Annotated in this window: 17 protein-coding genes; 11 read left to right on the top strand and 6 right to left on the bottom strand. The window is 35.8% G+C overall.

Annotated features, from left to right (window positions below):
- Positions 1-326: 326 nt before the first annotated feature.
- From D0T08_RS20835 to D0T08_RS20825, 3 genes are read left to right on the top strand one after another with little or no spacing between them, the layout of a single operon-like run.
- The gene (locus D0T08_RS20835) at positions 327-956 is read left to right on the top strand and encodes an ATP-binding cassette domain-containing protein (protein WP_116984610.1); all 630 of its coding nucleotides are present in this window, start codon (positions 327-329) and stop codon (positions 954-956) included.
- On the top strand, positions 953-2,053 hold the full coding sequence (locus tag D0T08_RS20830; protein WP_116984609.1) for a hypothetical protein: 1,101 nt from the start codon (positions 953-955) through the stop codon (positions 2,051-2,053). Before D0T08_RS20835 ends, D0T08_RS20830 begins: the two co-directional genes overlap by 4 nt.
- A 4-nt stretch (positions 2,054-2,057) precedes the next feature.
- Positions 2,058-3,452, top strand: a complete 1,395-nt coding sequence (locus D0T08_RS20825) for a TlpA disulfide reductase family protein (RefSeq protein WP_116984608.1) — start codon at positions 2,058-2,060, stop codon at positions 3,450-3,452.
- Positions 3,453-3,454: 2 nt separating this feature from the next.
- Here the strand turns inward: D0T08_RS20825 and D0T08_RS20820 are convergent, their stop codons facing one another.
- Positions 3,455-4,204: a LytTR family DNA-binding domain-containing protein gene (locus D0T08_RS20820; protein ID WP_116984607.1), complete on the bottom strand. Its 750-nt coding sequence runs from the start codon at positions 4,202-4,204 to the stop codon at positions 3,455-3,457.
- Position 4,205: 1 nt separating this feature from the next.
- Positions 4,206-5,234 carry a sensor histidine kinase gene (locus D0T08_RS20815; protein WP_116984606.1) on the bottom strand — a complete coding sequence of 343 codons (1,029 nt, stop codon included), beginning with the start codon at positions 5,232-5,234 and terminating at the stop codon, positions 4,206-4,208.
- A 239-nt stretch (positions 5,235-5,473) separates the two neighbouring features.
- Between D0T08_RS20815 and D0T08_RS20810 the strand changes: the two genes are divergently transcribed.
- From D0T08_RS20810 to D0T08_RS20785, 6 genes are all read left to right on the top strand, one after another.
- Positions 5,474-6,574 carry a DUF5694 domain-containing protein gene (locus D0T08_RS20810; RefSeq protein WP_116984605.1) on the top strand — a complete coding sequence of 367 codons (1,101 nt, stop codon included), beginning with the start codon at positions 5,474-5,476 and terminating at the stop codon, positions 6,572-6,574.
- 92 nt (positions 6,575-6,666) lie between these two features.
- A complete protein-coding gene (locus D0T08_RS20805) occupies positions 6,667-7,536 on the top strand; it encodes a hypothetical protein (RefSeq protein ID WP_147322823.1) in 870 nt (289 codons plus the stop codon).
- Between the two features lie 11 nt (positions 7,537-7,547).
- Positions 7,548-7,943 (top strand): S41 family peptidase, encoded by a 396-nt coding sequence (locus D0T08_RS20800; RefSeq protein ID WP_116984603.1) that lies wholly within the window; start codon positions 7,548-7,550, stop codon positions 7,941-7,943.
- A gap of 114 nt (positions 7,944-8,057) precedes the next feature.
- Complete coding sequence (locus D0T08_RS20795; RefSeq protein WP_116984602.1) at positions 8,058-8,942, top strand: YicC/YloC family endoribonuclease; 885 nt, start codon at positions 8,058-8,060, stop codon at positions 8,940-8,942.
- Between the two features lie 99 nt (positions 8,943-9,041).
- Entirely contained in the window at positions 9,042-10,319 is a 1,278-nt protein-coding gene (gene eno, locus D0T08_RS20790) for a phosphopyruvate hydratase (RefSeq protein ID WP_116984601.1), read from the top strand.
- A 172-nt stretch (positions 10,320-10,491) separates the two neighbouring features.
- Positions 10,492-10,818 carry a septum formation initiator family protein gene (locus D0T08_RS20785; protein ID WP_116984648.1) on the top strand — a complete coding sequence of 109 codons (327 nt, stop codon included), beginning with the start codon at positions 10,492-10,494 and terminating at the stop codon, positions 10,816-10,818.
- Between the two features lie 40 nt (positions 10,819-10,858).
- On the opposite strand, the gene D0T08_RS20780 is transcribed toward D0T08_RS20785, so the two are convergent.
- From D0T08_RS20780 to D0T08_RS20765, 4 genes are all read right to left on the bottom strand, one after another.
- Positions 10,859-11,962, bottom strand: a complete 1,104-nt coding sequence (locus D0T08_RS20780; protein ID WP_116984600.1) for an Mrp/NBP35 family ATP-binding protein — start codon at positions 11,960-11,962, stop codon at positions 10,859-10,861.
- 60 nt (positions 11,963-12,022) lie between these two features.
- Complete coding sequence (locus tag D0T08_RS20775) at positions 12,023-12,757, bottom strand: YqjF family protein (protein WP_199538198.1); 735 nt, start codon at positions 12,755-12,757, stop codon at positions 12,023-12,025.
- A gap of 93 nt (positions 12,758-12,850) precedes the next feature.
- The gene (locus D0T08_RS20770) at positions 12,851-13,831 is read right to left on the bottom strand and encodes a GSCFA domain-containing protein (protein ID WP_116984599.1); all 981 of its coding nucleotides are present in this window, start codon (positions 13,829-13,831) and stop codon (positions 12,851-12,853) included.
- Positions 13,832-14,241: 410 nt separating this feature from the next.
- Positions 14,242-14,898, bottom strand: coding sequence for a DUF2490 domain-containing protein (locus tag D0T08_RS20765; RefSeq protein WP_116984598.1), 657 nt, complete (start codon positions 14,896-14,898; stop codon positions 14,242-14,244).
- 272 nt (positions 14,899-15,170) lie between these two features.
- Here D0T08_RS20765 and D0T08_RS20760 point away from each other — a divergent pair, with 272 nt between their 5' ends.
- Together D0T08_RS20760 and D0T08_RS20755 are read left to right on the top strand one after the other, a co-directional pair.
- On the top strand, positions 15,171-16,340 hold the full coding sequence (locus tag D0T08_RS20760; RefSeq protein ID WP_116984597.1) for a sensor histidine kinase: 1,170 nt from the start codon (positions 15,171-15,173) through the stop codon (positions 16,338-16,340).
- A complete protein-coding gene (locus tag D0T08_RS20755) occupies positions 16,321-17,055 on the top strand; it encodes a LytTR family DNA-binding domain-containing protein (RefSeq protein ID WP_116984596.1) in 735 nt (244 codons plus the stop codon). The genes D0T08_RS20760 and D0T08_RS20755 overlap by 20 nt, the downstream gene beginning before the upstream one ends.
- The last annotated feature ends 80 nt before the right edge of the window (positions 17,056-17,135 follow it).

Here is a 17,135-nt window from a genome sequence, read left to right as displayed (position 1 = left end):
ATTTACGTAACTATTTGAATACGAGTCAATTAAGAAATTGTAAATTCTTGAAAGTTGTTTTAATAGTATACGTCATTATTGAAATAGTGCAACGTTTTAAGGAAAATTGCAAGAGAAAGTTTAAATAATCCTATCAAATAAGTAGAGTATTTTTTGTGTCAGAATTTTATTCGGGTTAGAATGATTAAACGGTATCTACAAATAATACAAAAAGATAAAAAACAGCTAAAAACGACTTTTTTAAGGCTTCTAAGTAAATAAATATTTTATCGGGAATAATTCATAAAATTTTATTTCTTTCGCATATAAATTTAGCAGTCAAAATTATGCTTAGTATTAAGAATTTCCTGAAAAGTTATAATAACCATAAAATTTTAGAAGTTCAGGACCTGCAAATCCCTGAGGGCATTCATTGGTTTAAAGGAATTAATGGCTCCGGAAAGTCAACACTATTCAGGTCTATTGCCGGAATATTACCTTATCAGGGACAGATATTATTCAATAATTTAGATTGTCGGAAGGATGTGGTAGCTTATAGATTATTAGTTAATCTTAGCGAAGCAGAACCATTGTACCCGGATTATCTAAGCGCCTATGATTTATTAAAATTCATAACTGAAGCTAAAAAAGCTCCGGTTGATCAATTAAATACATTAGCTGAAAGCCTGGGAGTAAACAAATATTGGAAGTCACCCATCGGCACTTATTCAAGTGGTATGCAAAAGAAAATCTCTTTGCTCTCAGCTTTTTTGGGTACTCCAAAATTGATTATGCTTGATGAACCTCTGATAACGATAGATGACCGAAGTGTGCAGATAGTTTATGAATTGGTAAAAGACTATTACGAAAACCGTGGTGTAAGCTTTCTATTATCTTCACATCAGGACTTCCGTTTCGAGAAATTAGCGATTAAAAATATGTATCTGGTACAAAATCAGGCAGTAACGCAGCAATGAAAAATTTATTTAGGATTTTCAACCTTGCCATCATAAAAGAATATTACCGCCAGAATGCAGTCTTTATCTTTGCTGTTATGATGTTTGCCTTTGGCTTCCTGAGAGCCATTGAGCATATTACTTTTATAAAAAACGCACTTAAATTACCCTCATTATTGAGTTTTGTTTTCCTTGCATGGGCATTGCATGGTTTAAAAGTTACTTTATTTACTTTGCGTTTACTTGAATCAAAGCAGAATGAATTTTTATATCATGCCAGATTATTCTCTCCAATCAAAAGATTCCTGGCATTTTGTCTTTTACAATTAAGCCTGATTCAATTGACTTTTTTGTATTCGCTTGCTATGATAAAGTTTGGGATTGAAGAAAAGCGATGGTTAGAAGTAGGGTATATTATTACTATTAATATAGTGCTGATAGTAGCAGGCGCTTTCATTTATGAGTACAGAATACAAAGACCTAATGCAGAGCAGGTGAGGAGTAGGCCTATGCAAAAATTATTTGCACGTTTTCTTACCCCTCCCTATCTCTTTTTTGTCAGATATTTATTTTCCAAACAACCAGTACTTTTATTACTTACAAAATTATTCTGTTGTCTGGTATTGATGGGTATTTGTAATTTATATCCAACAGATGATTATGACGAGCGACTATTGGCCTTAGGTGGCTTATTTGTATCAGCAGGGCATACTGTATTTTGCCAGCAATATTTCTATTTTGAGAATAGGTTTTTGTTGATTGCCAAAAATCTCCCGTTAAGTCATATGCAACGGCTTTTGAATTATCTTTTAGCTTATTCTATCCTTTTAATACCCGAGATAATTGTTCTAGCCAGAAACCTTCCGGATAATGTATCTTATATATTTATGGTGCTGCTGATATTATTTATTTTATCCATGATATTCCTGAACCATCACGTGCATTATATCAATAATGTTTCAAATGATGCTTTTATGCAACGACTGTTTTTTGCAGGGATTCTGTTTTTATTATTGATAATGTTTAAGATTCCTGTAATTTTGATGGCTCTTGTCAATTTTTCAATCGCTGCATTCGTTTTTAGGAAGCATTATTATTTATCCGAATTCAATCCATAAGCTTATGATTCGCATACTTACTTTATTTTTTATCACAACTACAACCTTTGCGCAAGGCCCATTCAGAATATCGGCCGAAGTACAAGACCCCACTGAAAAAAGAGCCATTCTTATATTACACCGTGATTGGGTAGGTCAGGAAGAGGAGTATGAATTAACCTTAAATAGCGATAATAGATTTAGTTTTGTTACGACTATTAAAGACCTTGCTTACATAGATTTTTATTATGGAGATCAAAGTCTGCATTTCTGGATTGTTGAACCCAATGATGAAATAACACTTAAGTTTAATCCTAAAAACTTCTGGAAAACCTTGCAGATTAGTGGGCAAGGTGCGGAGAAAGGCCAATACTATACCGAGCATCAAAGCAAATTTGAAATAGCCAACGACTGGGAACTGCAGGTTGAAAAATGGAGAAAATTACCTTTGAAAGCCTATTTTGAGAAACTGGACGAAGAACAAGCGAAGCAAATTGATTTTCTGGAAAACTACCAGAATCTTTCACAGAATTTTAAGGACACCCGTAGGGCAGATATTATTGGTGTTATTCAGAACTACAAAGTTGAAGCTCTATCAAGTGACAAATACGCTTCTTGGCCGCAGGATAGCATCAGAAATAATTTAAAAATGGGAGAGGTGCCGCCAGTAGCACAAGCAGCTTCATTAGAGTATGGTAATACCTATTTGAATCTGATAGATTTATTTATTGCTAAAGAGGCCGTGCGCAAGAAAAAGGAATTGACTGAAGCCGACGAATATAATTTTATAAAATCACTCTACACTAAAAAGCAGATATCACAGGAATTAGCTGAACGTATGCTAGGCTTTAAATTACAAAATGCTATTGAGGCCAATGGTGCCAGCTCAAAGATTATACCATCTGCCTACGATTATTTAGCCTTTGTGCAGAATAAAGCTTATAAAAATTATATCAATCAACTTATTAATGTACAAAGAACATTGGCCAAGGGTTCTCCCGCTAAAGAATTTACCTTAAAAGATATAGAAGGGAAAGAAATAGCTCTGAAAGATTATAAAGGCAAAGTTGTCTATCTTGATTTCTGGGCTAGTTGGTGCGGGCCTTGTATTTATGATATGAAGTTTGCCGAGAAGGTAAAAGAGCATTTCAAGAACAAAGATGTAGTATTCATACAGATTTCGATTGATAATGAAACAGAATGGAGGGAAGCCGTAAAGATGTATGATTTAAAGGGCATCAATGTCCGCACAGATGATAATAGCCCAGTGGTAAAGAATTATGCACTTTTAGGCGTACCCTCGTACTTTCTGATAGACAAAAGTGGCAATTTTGCAGTCTCAAAAGTGGTTGACCCAAGTGATGAAGATGGTAAAACGCTAATATCACAAATAGAAGAAGTATTAGCCAGAAACGAATAGTGTTACTGGCTACCAATTAATCGGATAAAGTCTTTGTAATAACTCTCGCCAATAGGTATGGTTGCTCGACTAATAAAAATGCGTTGTCGCTCAATGGAATTAATTTTCTCCAGGGAAACAATATAGGATTTATGCACTCTGACAAAACGATTAGAAGGTAATAATTCTTCCGTTTTCTTCATAGTCTGCAAAGTCAGAATCCTTTCCTCATTTGTGTAGATAGAAACATAATCTTTAAGCCCTTCTATATAAAGGATAGAAGAAAGGCTCAGTTTTATGATTTTATATTCGGTTTTAACAAATATAAAATCTAATTGCGGCTCAGCAGTAGAAGTTTTACTTTCAATAGTTTTAGAAGTCTCAGGTACAGAATTGTTAACAACGGGATTATTTTGAAACCTGCTACTTGCTTTTTGCACTGATTTCAAGAACCTCTCAAACGAAATGGGCTTTAGTAAATAATCAATCACATCTAATTCATATCCCTCCATCGCATATTCAGAATAAGCCGTTGTCAGAATAGCTCTGCATTTGCCATTCACAACTCTCAAAAACTGAATACCTGTCAGGCTCGGCATCTGAATATCTACAAAAACCAGATCAACTTTTCCTTGTTGTATCAGGCTGAGCGCTTCCAAAGCATCCGTGCATGTACCTACTAAAGTTAGTGAAGGGAGTTGATTAATATATTTTGCCAGAATGTCTAATGCCAAAGGCTCATCATCTACTGCCAGGCAGCGTATTTTTTCCATATTATAATATCAGATTTAGTTCAGATGAGTAGCTCTCTGCATCGTTTTGTATTTCCAGATGATAGCTTTTCGGATAAATCAGATTCAACCTTTTTTTAATATTTTCTAAACCAACTCCACCATATTTATCTTTATTCTGATTTGCCAATTGATTCTTTACTGTGAAACTCAGATTATTCTGATTGGCCAATAATTGAATCGAAAGCGGGTGATTCACATCTTGCACGATGCCATGCTTAAAGGCATTCTCAACAAAAGGAATCAGCATCAGAGGAGCTATCCGCTGCGAAGATACATCACCTATAACCTGAAAATCAACATAAGTTTGTCCTGAATATCTTATCTTCTGTAATTCTATAAAATTATTCAGATAAGTTAACTCTGTCTCCAGACTCACTTTCTCCTGATTAGATTCATACAACATATAACGCATCAGTTCAGATAATTTCATAACTGCCTCTGGTGTCTTAGGCGATTGATTGAGCGCCAATGAATAAATATTATTAAGCGTATTGAACAAAAAATGGGGGTTCAACTGATTTTTCAGAAAAGCATTTTCAGCATTTAGTTTTTCAGTAACAAGAGCTGTTTTTTCTTTTTCGTTGGCAAAGAAATCCTCAATCATTTTCAAAAAGAAAGCATTAAACGAAAAGGTGATTACATTATAAATATTGTCGGTGATATAGTAGAGAACGCGCCTGGATTCATCTGAATAATTATGATAGCCAATTATCCGCCAGATAATTACTTCTTCAATCAGGTAGCGGAAAGAAATATAAATAGCACAAACTGCCACAAAACCCAAGGCTAGTTTCAGGTATTGCTTGGTAGAAAAGTAGCGATTGAGAATGTATAATATTAAATAAGAAATAATTACAGTAAAAATGATAGTTGACCACACAAATGGACTTTGATACCGGGTCCACTCGAATTGGTAGTTCCTATTTCCTATCAGGTTCAATATGTCTCCCTTGAAATAGAATAACAACCAGAAGACTATGTGCAGGATAATGCGCTGACGCTTATTCATAAATATACTTGTTGAAATTGCAGATGAAAGTACCTCTTCTGTTCAACTTCTCAAACAGATACCGACAAACGCCAAAAAAATACCGTCGAACGATTTTCTGAAACGACAAAGCCGTGGAAGGCCATTGGTCGAATTATTAAAGGGTTAGACGGTAAAAAAAGCATCTGCGACGATTTGATACAATGGTTTATTATAACTGATTCTAATTTTGAGCATCATAATCAAAATCAAAAGTATATATGAAAGAGCTATTATTTATTCTATTCATTAACCTAACAGGCTTAGCGCTTTTCGCTCAAAGACCTACACAAGATTTAGAAGTATTAATGATTGGCGCTTCACATCAATATAATCCTGAGCCAAAACAGGATATGAGTGCCGTGCATGCCAAAATCAGGGCTTTCAAACCTAATGCTGTTTTTGGAGAGTGGCTATCACCTGAAGATGAAAAAGTTATTAAAACCTATTGGAATAAAGCAGGTGTAATAAAGCGCTTAGACCGCCTGAAACAAAAGAATAATATCGCCGACAAGGATTTACCTGCCATAATTGCCCGTTATGAAAAAGCTGCAGACAAAAATCCAAGTGATATGAAAAACAGGATTGATTTGGCAGTTGCCTATTATTTGAGCCAAGATGCAGGCAATGGTTATTACCAGATGTGGAATGTTGCCAGGCATTTACAGAAAAACCCTAAAGATACAGGGGTATTTAATTATGCCCGTAAGAAATTCTTTGCCGACTCGGTCGATTCTCTGCATGAAGCTATTAATCCTTATATAGATGATGAGTATGATTATGTGGCGCACCCGATGATGGTTGAGCTGGGCATGAGGAAAATCTATCCGATGGATTCACAACGTTGGGATAATGAATGGAGTGACGCCTGGGGCAAAGCCGATTCAGTCTTCTATGCCCGATTGAATCAACTGAAAAAAGACTCCTTGTCAGCTGAAGGAAAAAGAGCCAGAGAAATTTCTAAGATTGTAAAAGAGCGAATGGATTATTTAAAAAAGGATGCTATACAAACCTATGGTATGACTCACCATACCGAAGGCATGAACGGCCCTGAAATGACAGAATGGCTTTTCAGAATCAATTTCTATTCCAGCGAATATCAGGAACTCTCTATTTTTCCCGCTGATTTATATGGATGGATGCTTCACTGGTGGTGGCACAGAAACAACGACATGTGCAATAATACTATCGAACGTGCAAAAGCCAATGGTTTCAAAAAAGTAATGATTGTAGTAGGGGCAAACCATGCAGCTATTATGAGCAGGATATTTAAAGAGAGAGGTGTGAAAGTTGTGAACATACTTGATGCGCCGCTTAAATAATTAATTTGTATAGAGCTAAATTCAAAGTTTATAAGAATTTAGCTCTCATAGTTTAGAGACCATCAACTCACCAAATTAAACCTCTTAAAGATATGCGGCTCTTCCTCACTTTTCTTTATTTTCCCCTTTGGTCTTTAACTCCATTGTATAGCCAAACCAAAGAACAGTATCAGCATGATTTATCGGCTCTTCATACATTGCTTAAGAAAACCCCATCTTACAAAGACCAGATAACTGGAGTGAGTCTTGAAAAATATACGACACTTTATGAAAGCTTAATGAAAGATACTACAAGCTTAACTTCATATCATTATTTTATTAACCTTGCTAAGTTGGTGATGCCAATTCATGATGGACACCTAAGTTCAGCCCAAATGCGAGACTTTGCTAACTTTAAAGATAGAGTCTCCATAGAGAAATATGTAGCAAGCCAGGAATTTAAAGATTTTCCTTCATATTCTATCAATATTGATTCTTTGAAGACAGTGCTGAAAGAGAAATCGGCCGATTCAGTAGAAGGCATTTATTATTATGATAAATATTATCAGATAGGCATTGTTAGGATTACTCCGAATGAATATATAGGAGTAATTGTAGATAAACACGAAGAAATGAATCTTTGGGAGAAAGGACAGATAGCTTTGCATTTATATGAGTATGAGCCACACTATTTTAAGGCCGTTTATGCTCATCCGCTTACCAAAAATTTTATTCTGTATAATAATGAGAGACTTGAAAATCAAAGCTTCATCAACTCATACTTCTATCTTTCTTATACCGAAACCATCTATAGAAAGAATCTACCAGTAATCGATTATACGAATCTCCCTAAAGAAGCGCCCATGTTTCAATTAAAAAACCTCACCAAAAATACCCAATATCTGCTTATTAAGAACTTCTCTGCAAATTCTTTCATAGTAAAACAATCAAATGCTTTTATGATAGCATCCGAACCAGATTAAGTGCTCCATCGATGATAGTAGATTTGCGAAACAATGAGGGTGGAGCAGATAAAGTCGCAAGGAAGTTTATGAAACTTATCAGAAGCTATGCAGGTAATCATAAAATCTATGTATTGGTAAATAATGCCACTATAAGCCAAGGTGAAATATTTGCCTTACGGTTAAAAAAACTGAAAAATGTGAAAATTTTAGGTCAGACAACCAAAGGCATGATTAGTTATGGCTCAAATTATGGAATCTGGGAAAAACTCCCAAGCAATAAGTTCGAAGTATACATGACCGATATGAAAGACTCAAATAAATTCTTATTAAAATATGAGAACAAAGGAATAATACCTGATATCGAACTAAATAACGAATCTGATTGGATAGAGCAGGCCTTACAAAATATCAAAAAAGACTTTTGAAGCTATCTAATATTAATACTTAGGTATTTTTAATAAGAATTTTAGTTTTAAACCATCAATTACTGCCTTTTTTTAACGTTCTTTGCAGCTATATATAGATGTAAAACTTTTTGTATGCTACACTCAATGACCGGTTTTGGCTCGGCAACCCTCGAGAATACCAAAATCTCTGTTACCGTCGAAATAAAATCGCTTAACTCAAAATTTTTTGATATTTACTGCCGTATCCCCAAAGGTTATTCAGAACGTGAAGTTGAAATAAGAAATATACTTACTCAGGAGTTAGAAAGAGGTAAAGTAGAATTTATGATGTCTATCACTCCTAAAGACGAGAGTGCTGCCTCAACGGCTGTTAATCGTGCGTTGGTGAAAGCATATTTTAAAGATTTGAAGCAAACTGCCCTTGAATTAGGCTTTGAGCCTAGCCCTACCGAATTATTAAGAATGGCAACCATGATGCCTAATGCCTTTAATACTGATAGTTTAAGTGAGGCAGATGCGAAGGAAGAATGGGATCTGATAAAAGGAGCGGTCACTCTGGCTATCTCAAAATGCAAGGAGTTCCGTTTGCAGGAGGGTAAAAACACCGAAGCGAAATTCAGAGAGTATATCGAAAGCATTGGAAGTCTTTTAGCGCAGGTTGAAGAGCAAGCGCCTAAACGTATTCCGATGGTACGTGAGCGTATTGAAAAGGCAATCTCTGAATGGATACAAAACGAGAGTTTTGACCAAAACCGTTTCGAGCAGGAATTAATCTATTATGTAGAAAAATTTGATATTTCAGAAGAAAAAGTACGTTTAAAAAACCATTTAGAATACTTTGTTAAAGAACTGAAAACAGCCTCTAATGGCAAGCGTCTGAACTTTATCGCACAGGAAATTGGCCGTGAGGTAAATACCATTGGTTCTAAAGCCAACGACTCGGTTATTCAGCGATTGGTGGTTCAGATGAAAGATGAATTGGAAAAGATAAAAGAACAAACAATGAATATTGTTTAAAATTCTCTTTACTTTTGTGCCAAATTCTTAAGAAACCATTGCTATTATTTGATTTTTTATATTTTATTACCAATAACTCTAAATTTTAATTTTTGAATTATGAGCCAAATTGTTAGAGTACACGCCAGACAAATTCTTGATTCAAGAGGAAATCCTACTGTAGAGGTAGATATTCTAACCGACAACGGTTATTTGGGACGTGCCGCTGTACCTTCAGGTGCCTCAACAGGTGTACATGAAGCAGTTGAATTAAGAGATGATGATCCTAAAACCTACGTAGGTAAAGGTGTATTGAAAGCCGTTGCTAACGTAAATAATACAATAGCGCCTGAAATCTTAGGAGCAAATGTTTTCGAACAAGGATTGATTGACAAAATCATGATAGACCTTGATGGTACCTCAAACAAAGGTAACTTAGGAGCAAATGCTATTCTAGGTGTTTCATTAGCAGTAGCTAAAGCCGCTGCTTTCGAAGCGGGTTTGTCTTTATTCCGCTACTTGGGTGGCGTAAATGCAAATACTTTGCCTGTACCCATGATGAACATCCTGAACGGTGGTTCACATGCTGATAACTCAATCGATTTCCAGGAGTTCATGGTAATGCCTGCTAAAGCTGAGTCATTCTCGCAAGCGCTTCAAATGGGTACTGAGATTTTCCATAATTTGAAAAAGGTATTGAAATCGAAAGGTTATTCAACTAACGTAGGTGACGAAGGTGGTTTTGCACCAAACATCAAATCGAACGAAGAGGCTATCGAAATCGTATTGCAATCAATTGAGAAAGCAGGCTTCAAACCAGGTGAAGATGTATTCATCGCTATGGATGCTGCTGCTTCTGAATTCTACAATGCAGAAACAGGATTGTATACTTTCAAAAAATCTGACGGCAAACAATTGACGTCTCATGAAATGGCTGCCTATTGGGAAACCTGGGTAAATAAATATCCGATTATCTCAATTGAAGACGGTATGGCAGAAGACGATTGGGGTGGCTGGGCAGAACAAACCAGATTAATTGGTAGCAAATGTCAGTTAGTAGGTGATGACCTTTTCGTAACCAACGTAAACCGTTTACAAGAAGGAATTGACAAAGGTATTGCTAACGCTATACTGGTTAAAGTAAACCAAATTGGTTCATTAACTGAGACAATCAACGCGGTTAACCTTGCACATAGAAACAAATATAAGAGCATCATGTCTCACCGTTCAGGCGAAACTGAGGACTCTACTATTGCTGACCTGGCAGTAGCTTTAAACACAGGCCAAATCAAAACTGGTTCGGCTTCTCGTTCAGACCGTATGGCTAAATACAACCAATTACTTCGTATAGAAGAAGAATTAGGTGAAATGGCCTACTTCCCTGGTTTGAAGTTCTAATACCTGAAATATTACAGGCAAAAAGCACCAGACAAGAAAATTGTTTCGGTGCTTTTTGTTTTTTTGCTTTGAATTTATACATTTGAATCAAAATCGTGCTTTAACAATTCCTAATTCAAATCTTTGGACTAAACTTTTACGTTTATTCAAAGACGCCAAGCTTTATAAGTCTATGAAAATTTACGTTCCTGCTTTTTTGCACAAGTATCGCTTTTATGTGCTTACTACCTTTGTTCTATTAATCTGGATAGCTTTCTTTGATGGCAGTAATCTCATTTCTCAGTTCCAACTATGGCAAAAATACCGGGAAATTGAAGATGAGAAACAATACTATGTTGATGCCCTTAAAAAAGTGAAAGAAGAAGAAAAAGAGGTAATGGGTAATGCTGATGCGATGGAGAAATTTGCCCGTGAGAAATATCTCATGAAAAAGACCGGAGAAACCGTTTTTGTAATTGTTGACGAAAACAATCAATCGGTTGAGAAAGACGAAGAGTAATTAAAAAGCCTTCAAGCGTAAACTTGAAGGCTTTCATTTTTTATCTGATCTCTACCCGAGCTGTCTTTTGACCTGAGGCATTTCTTATAGCAACTTGCTGTGCTAACGCTTCTGCTGTAGCTTTAAATGCCTCGCTGGTAATAGGTTCTTCATCCATCATAACCGGACGCCCTTCATCACCACCTTCCCGTATGCTCTGTACAATAGGGATTTGACCTAATAAAGGTACATTATATTTATCTGCCATTTCTTTCCCACCATCTTTCCCAAATAAGAAGTACTTATTATCAGGTAATTCGGCAGGAGTGAAGTAGGCCATGTTTTCTACTATACCCAGAATTGGTACATTGATTTGCGGTTGACGAAACATCGAAATCCCCTTGTTTACATCAGCTAATGCCACTTTCTGCGGAGTTGTTACTACCACAGCACCAGTAAGCGGAACTGTCTGAACTAATGTCAAGTGAATATCACTTGTTCCCGGAGGTAAATCTATCAGAATATAATCTAATTCACCCCAATCAACATCCCCAAAAAACTGACGTAATGCCTGGCTGGCCATTGGCCCACGCCATACTACGGCACTATCCGGTGGAGTTAAGAAACCAATGGATATCATCTTTATGCCATATTGCATAATAGGAGAAATCATGTTTTTGCCATTTTTCTGAGAAATCAAAGGCTGCATGGTTTCAGCTCCAAACATCAAGGGGATAGATGGTCCTGAAATATCAGCATCAATAATACCCACTCTAGCGCCTGATTTCTTCAATGCCATGGCTAAATTGACAGTAACCGTCGATTTACCAACACCACCTTTACCCGATGAAATGGCAATGATATTTTTTACACCTTCCAGCATTGGCGCATTACTTCTGATTGAAGTAACATCTGCCGTCATATTGATAGTTACCTGTATATCTTTGCTAAGCAGATTATGAATGGCCTCTACACAGCTTTTTCTGATAAGTTCTTTTAATGGGCAGGCAGGGGTAGTCAGGACAACTGTAAAAGTAACCTGATTGACTCCGACAACAATGTCGCGAATCATATTCAACGTAACCAGGTCTTTTTTTAAATCCGGCTCTTCAACCGTACTTAGTGCTTGAAGTATCTTTTCTTTGGTGATAGTAAATTCTCCCATGGAGTGCAAATTAGTTCGTAAATACTTTTGTCGTACTTCTCCGATTCAGCAAGGAAAGCATTATTTTATTGTTTTCCCTTTTAATACTGAGATTTCAGAGCCCTCAGCTAATAGAACAGAAGTAGGTTTAGTGTCTTTTAGAAAAGCGAAATCAGGGCCATAAAGTTCACTGAAATTGCATTGTATTTGATAATCCTTAACCGGATAAACATTCCAGCGAGGATGGGTCACTTCATATTCATTGGTTTTTTTTTCAGAATATCTGGCATAACCCCAATAATGTTCTGTAATAAACTCTTCTTCACTATCAGGCAGTATGGCATGAGATTGATTATTGGCAGTAGCTTGCAGATGATTCCAACCGCTTTTTGATTTCAATGAATATTTCACAAATAATTCCGAATTGCTTTCAGTGATTTCATGCTTACAGGCATGTGTAGCATAATTCTCGTTATAAACAGTATTCGCTACCAATGTAATCATAAATTTAGGCACAATTTCCTTAATGAATACCACCCCTCGTTTCCAGGTGCCATTATCATTATAACGCACATAAAAACGAAGATTTACTTCTTCGAAATTGGTATGAAAAGGAAATTTAATACCCAGTACCTTTGTCTCTACAAACAGAAACCCAACCAGACTCACATAGCAGCGATTATTCCACAGGTCTAGTTCTGTTCTGTAGGGTAGATACTTTTGTAAGGTTTCTGGTGAAACCTCATAATTAGCCATGAGCAATTTACGCCATTGGGCGTCCAAAAAAGTAATTTTTCCGGAAGATTTCTCTTGCATGGCGAAGACTGAAGATAGGTTAATACAAAAACTGACACAATTGCTTACAAAGGTAAGCAAGCTTATGTCAGTTATGCTAAAATTTTATGGAAATTACGCAGCTACTAACTGCGAAAGTACTTTCTCCTTCTCGCTCGATACGTCAAATTTATCGCTATAACCATCTAATTTAGCCAATAAATCAGCAAGGAATTTTTGATGAGCAGGTGTATCAGTCTGAATAGGGCGATGGTCTAATGACATTTTTACCTTATGCCATTCTTTCATGAAACTATTCAGGTCTGCAGTGAAATATGTTTCAGAGAATTTCTCGAAAATATACTTTTCCGCTTGCTCATTCGGATGAATCATGTCTGCTTTATAGAAGCGGTAATCCCGCAGATCATCCATCATGATTTCATAGCTCGGGAAATAATGTACATCATTAAAGTCCTGCTCAATATGGTAGCAAGCAGTACGAAGAATGCTTTTACTAACCGAATTCAACTGCAAGGTTTCACGGGTATGTCTTACAGGGCTTACAGTCAGCAAAATCTTGATTTTATTATTATGCATTTTCAGCAGCTCATACATTGAGCGGAAACGCATGGTAATATCTTTTATACTTAGCATCTCTTTCTTGAAATTAGATGCAGGAGCTTTATGACAATTGGCTACTGGCAAACCATTTTCTTTCAACTGATGAACGATAGATGTGCCCAGTGTAACAATCAGGAAATTAGCTTTTCTTAAAAATTGTTGCGCTTTTTTGTTGGTCTGGTTTAGCAAATCTTCTAATTCTTCTCTAGAATTAGCATAGAATTTTGAATGGTAATCATAATGCTGCCAGATGCCTGAGCTTTCAACCATCAGGTGTTTATAGATCGGTTGACTTTGCAGACTATTACTGACCAACTTAAAAATAGAAGAAGGATTAAAAACAGTCCCGTAGGGATTACATAAGCATTGTATCTTATTATCGGCTAATTGACTTCCAATGACCTCGGAGAAACAAGAACCAACGGTCATTATCTTGGAGTCTGTGCCGATATGGAAGCGAGAAGGGCTCACTTCAATTTCAGTACGGAATTCCATTTTATTTATACTTTATTAGGGGTTAGTTTTAGGGACAGATAATTGATTGATAATCAACTGATTGCGAAAGTAGATTTTTAGAACGACACTCGCAAACTTTTCGATAAAAAAAGATTAAAATTAACATTCAGGAGAAGATTCCTTAAACTATTATATATATACTAAGAAATAATTGCACTATTTATGTGATAATCTTATCCTAACGCCGCTTAATCAATTTTCCAATACCTCTGTACCAAACCACCCACTTTATTAATAATCACTTTTTTTAATAGCGAATTTTCATTACCCTTTATTGTATCACATTAATAATTCTTGATTAACTCAATAAAAATCTGAGATTAATTATATAATAATAAAGCCATAGAAATGCTCCGTAGCTTTGGATAAACTTAAGATTGATGTATGTATTATAATTTTAATTTATAAGTAAGTTGAAGCGTAAAATCATCTAATGCCGTATCATCAAATTCATGCGAGATGAAGCCTCCCAAAGTAATTGTATTCTTTTTATTGATTTTATAATCCACATCTACTTTATAGCGCACTTCATCAAATTTCTCGCCCATTCGATAAAACAAATCAGCCGATAGGGCAGGTGTAAATTTGCTTTTGTTAGGGTAGGCGAGTTCTAACCTATTCCTTAAATAACTCTTATCATTTTCTAGTGTGCCATTATCATCTTTAAACTGGTTCTGATAGCGCAAGCGGTAGGTGAGTTTTAGAAGGGCAATTTTATGATCATAAGTAAGATTGGCATAAAAACGATGATATGGTTTAAATACATACATTTCGTCTCCCTTATCATACTTTCTGCGACTGATAAAACGGTAAAATGCACTAACTTCCCAATGCTTATTAAATTTATACCCTGCTCCTAATTCTCCTATATACGAACCCGTTGTTGTCAGATTATTAGTCACCCGCCATTGGGCATCTGCCTCTAATGATATTTTCTTGGTAATACTTTTAGTCACACTAATGCCAGTCCAGAGATTAATATTCCTTTCCTGGGCTAATCCAGCCAGAGGTAATAGAGTAATTAAGAGAAAAAAGTGTTTTTTCATATTGTGATTTTGTCTGGTTAGGTATAATGAGTACAAATTTTACAGCAATAATAAGATTTACTCTTATCCGCATTGGATAGCAGAAGCAAATAATTCTTTTATATTGGTGTTTCAATAGTTCTCTACTCACATAGACGAGAAGTCTCTCGAATTGGTAACAAAGTGTAGAAAATTTACGGAATTGTGCCAATATACCCAACAAAAACCTGAAATCTTTTATTACTTACACTTATCTACACAATTAACTCAATCATATACAGATTGGTACTTTTATGCTTTTGCTTGTATCAATCGGCATTAGTTTACGGTTTGATGTATATGACCCTAATCCCGTATTGATGAAATTCCTGAAACGCTACTCCATTTGGCTACATATTATTGGTTGGATAGTTTTTATTATCATGCCCTTTCTGACAACCCCTAATGGAAATTTCAACGCCTTTCGCCAGGCCAATTTCTCGTCATTTGTCATTTCTCAGCTTATCAATGATGTAGTGCTGATTGTTATTTTTTATTTCAATCTAAGTTTTCTTACGCCTAATTTATTTATCAAAAAGAATATTGCAGCTTTTGTTATTTATCTCATTGCCATATTCATTTTGATGCTATTATTGAATAAGTTTACCTTCGACACTTTCGTAAAACCTTATTTTGAGAAATTTCCCCGACCAGATATACCTGGATTCAGGCGCAGAGAGTCTCTATTATTCTTATTCATCCCTTTGCCTTTTCTTTTCAGAACAACCTTGTCATTTTCTTTGGTCATATTAGCCAGTTCACTATTAGCTCTGATAAAAGAACACGCCATTCATAAAGAAGAAAAGCAACAGATAGCTTTAGAGAAAACTGCTGCTGAATTAGCGGTGTTAAAACTACAAATCAGTCCCCATTTTTTGTTCAATACCCTTAATAATATCCGCTGGCTGGCCCGGCAGAAATCAGATAAGACTGAAGATTCAGTCGTAAAATTATCGCAATTATTGCGATATATGATTTATCAGGCTAAGCACGATAAAGTATCTCTTGAGCAGGAACTTAACTACCTGCAGAACTATATCGAGCTGCAGAAAATGAGATTAACCGAAAAAAATGAGGTAATATTTACTTATGCAGGAGACATTAAACGATGGAATATTGAGCCATTACTATTTATTCCCTTTGTTGAAAACGCCTTTAAATACGGTTTACATAGCCAGAATGAAAGCCAGATAGAAATAAGGTTAAAGATTGACGGAGACAAACTCAACCTCTTTGTCAAAAATCCCGTCTTTGCTAATAACTTCCTTCCAAACGGTGAAGATTCAGGTATCGGTATACAGAATGTTGAAAAGCGTTTAATGCTGCATTATCCCGGTAGACATGAGTTGAACATCGTGAACATTGGAAGATATTTTAGTATAGATTTAACCATAATGCTCGCTGATGCTGAAACAAACAACTAAAGAGAAAATCAGGTGTATAGCCATTGACGATGAACCCTTTGCTTTGCAGATAATAGCAGATGATATTCTGAAAATACCCTTTCTTGAACTAATAAAGGTGTTCTCCAATGCCTTAGAGGCTGAACAGTTTCTGAAAGAAAATACAGTTGATCTGATGTTTCTAGATATTCAAATGCAAACTCTCACAGGAACACAGTTCTTAAGACGCCTTACATATCCTCTGATGGTGGTTTTTACCACGGCTTATGATCAATATGCCATTGAAGGATATGATTTAAGCATCGTCGATTATTTACTTAAACCTGTTCCTTTCGAGCGTTTTCTAAAAGCAGTTAACAGGGCTTTTGAATTGCATTTATTGCGGGCAAAAGATGAGATACCATTAGTAGTCGAAGAACGTTTATTCTTCTTTATTCACTCGGAATACAAACAGATAAAGCTTTTTTATGACAATATACTATATATTGAAGGATTGAAGGATTATGTGAAAATATTCATTAGAGACACGCCCAAACCCATCTTAACCCGCATGAATCTGAAGACAATTGAGAGTAAACTGGTTCACAGCCAGTTTTGCAGGGTACATCAATCTTACATTGTTTCGTTAGATAAAATCATTTCTTTTCAAAAGACTAAATTGTTGGTAGACAAACAGGAAATTCCGATTGGCAGAAGATTTCTGGAAGATTTTCAATTAAAATACAAACAAGACTAGACAAATGAGTTTCTAAATCTACACAAATCTTTCAACTCTCTACACTTCACAAAAGACAGGCATCTGAAATTAGTAAGTCT

Source organism: Emticicia sp. C21, from assembly GCF_003418935.1.
In the GTDB taxonomy this organism is placed as follows: domain Bacteria; phylum Bacteroidota; class Bacteroidia; order Cytophagales; family Spirosomataceae; genus Emticicia.
The sequence above is the reverse complement of the archived record's forward strand: the minus strand, read 5'-3'. Positions and strand labels throughout refer to the sequence as shown.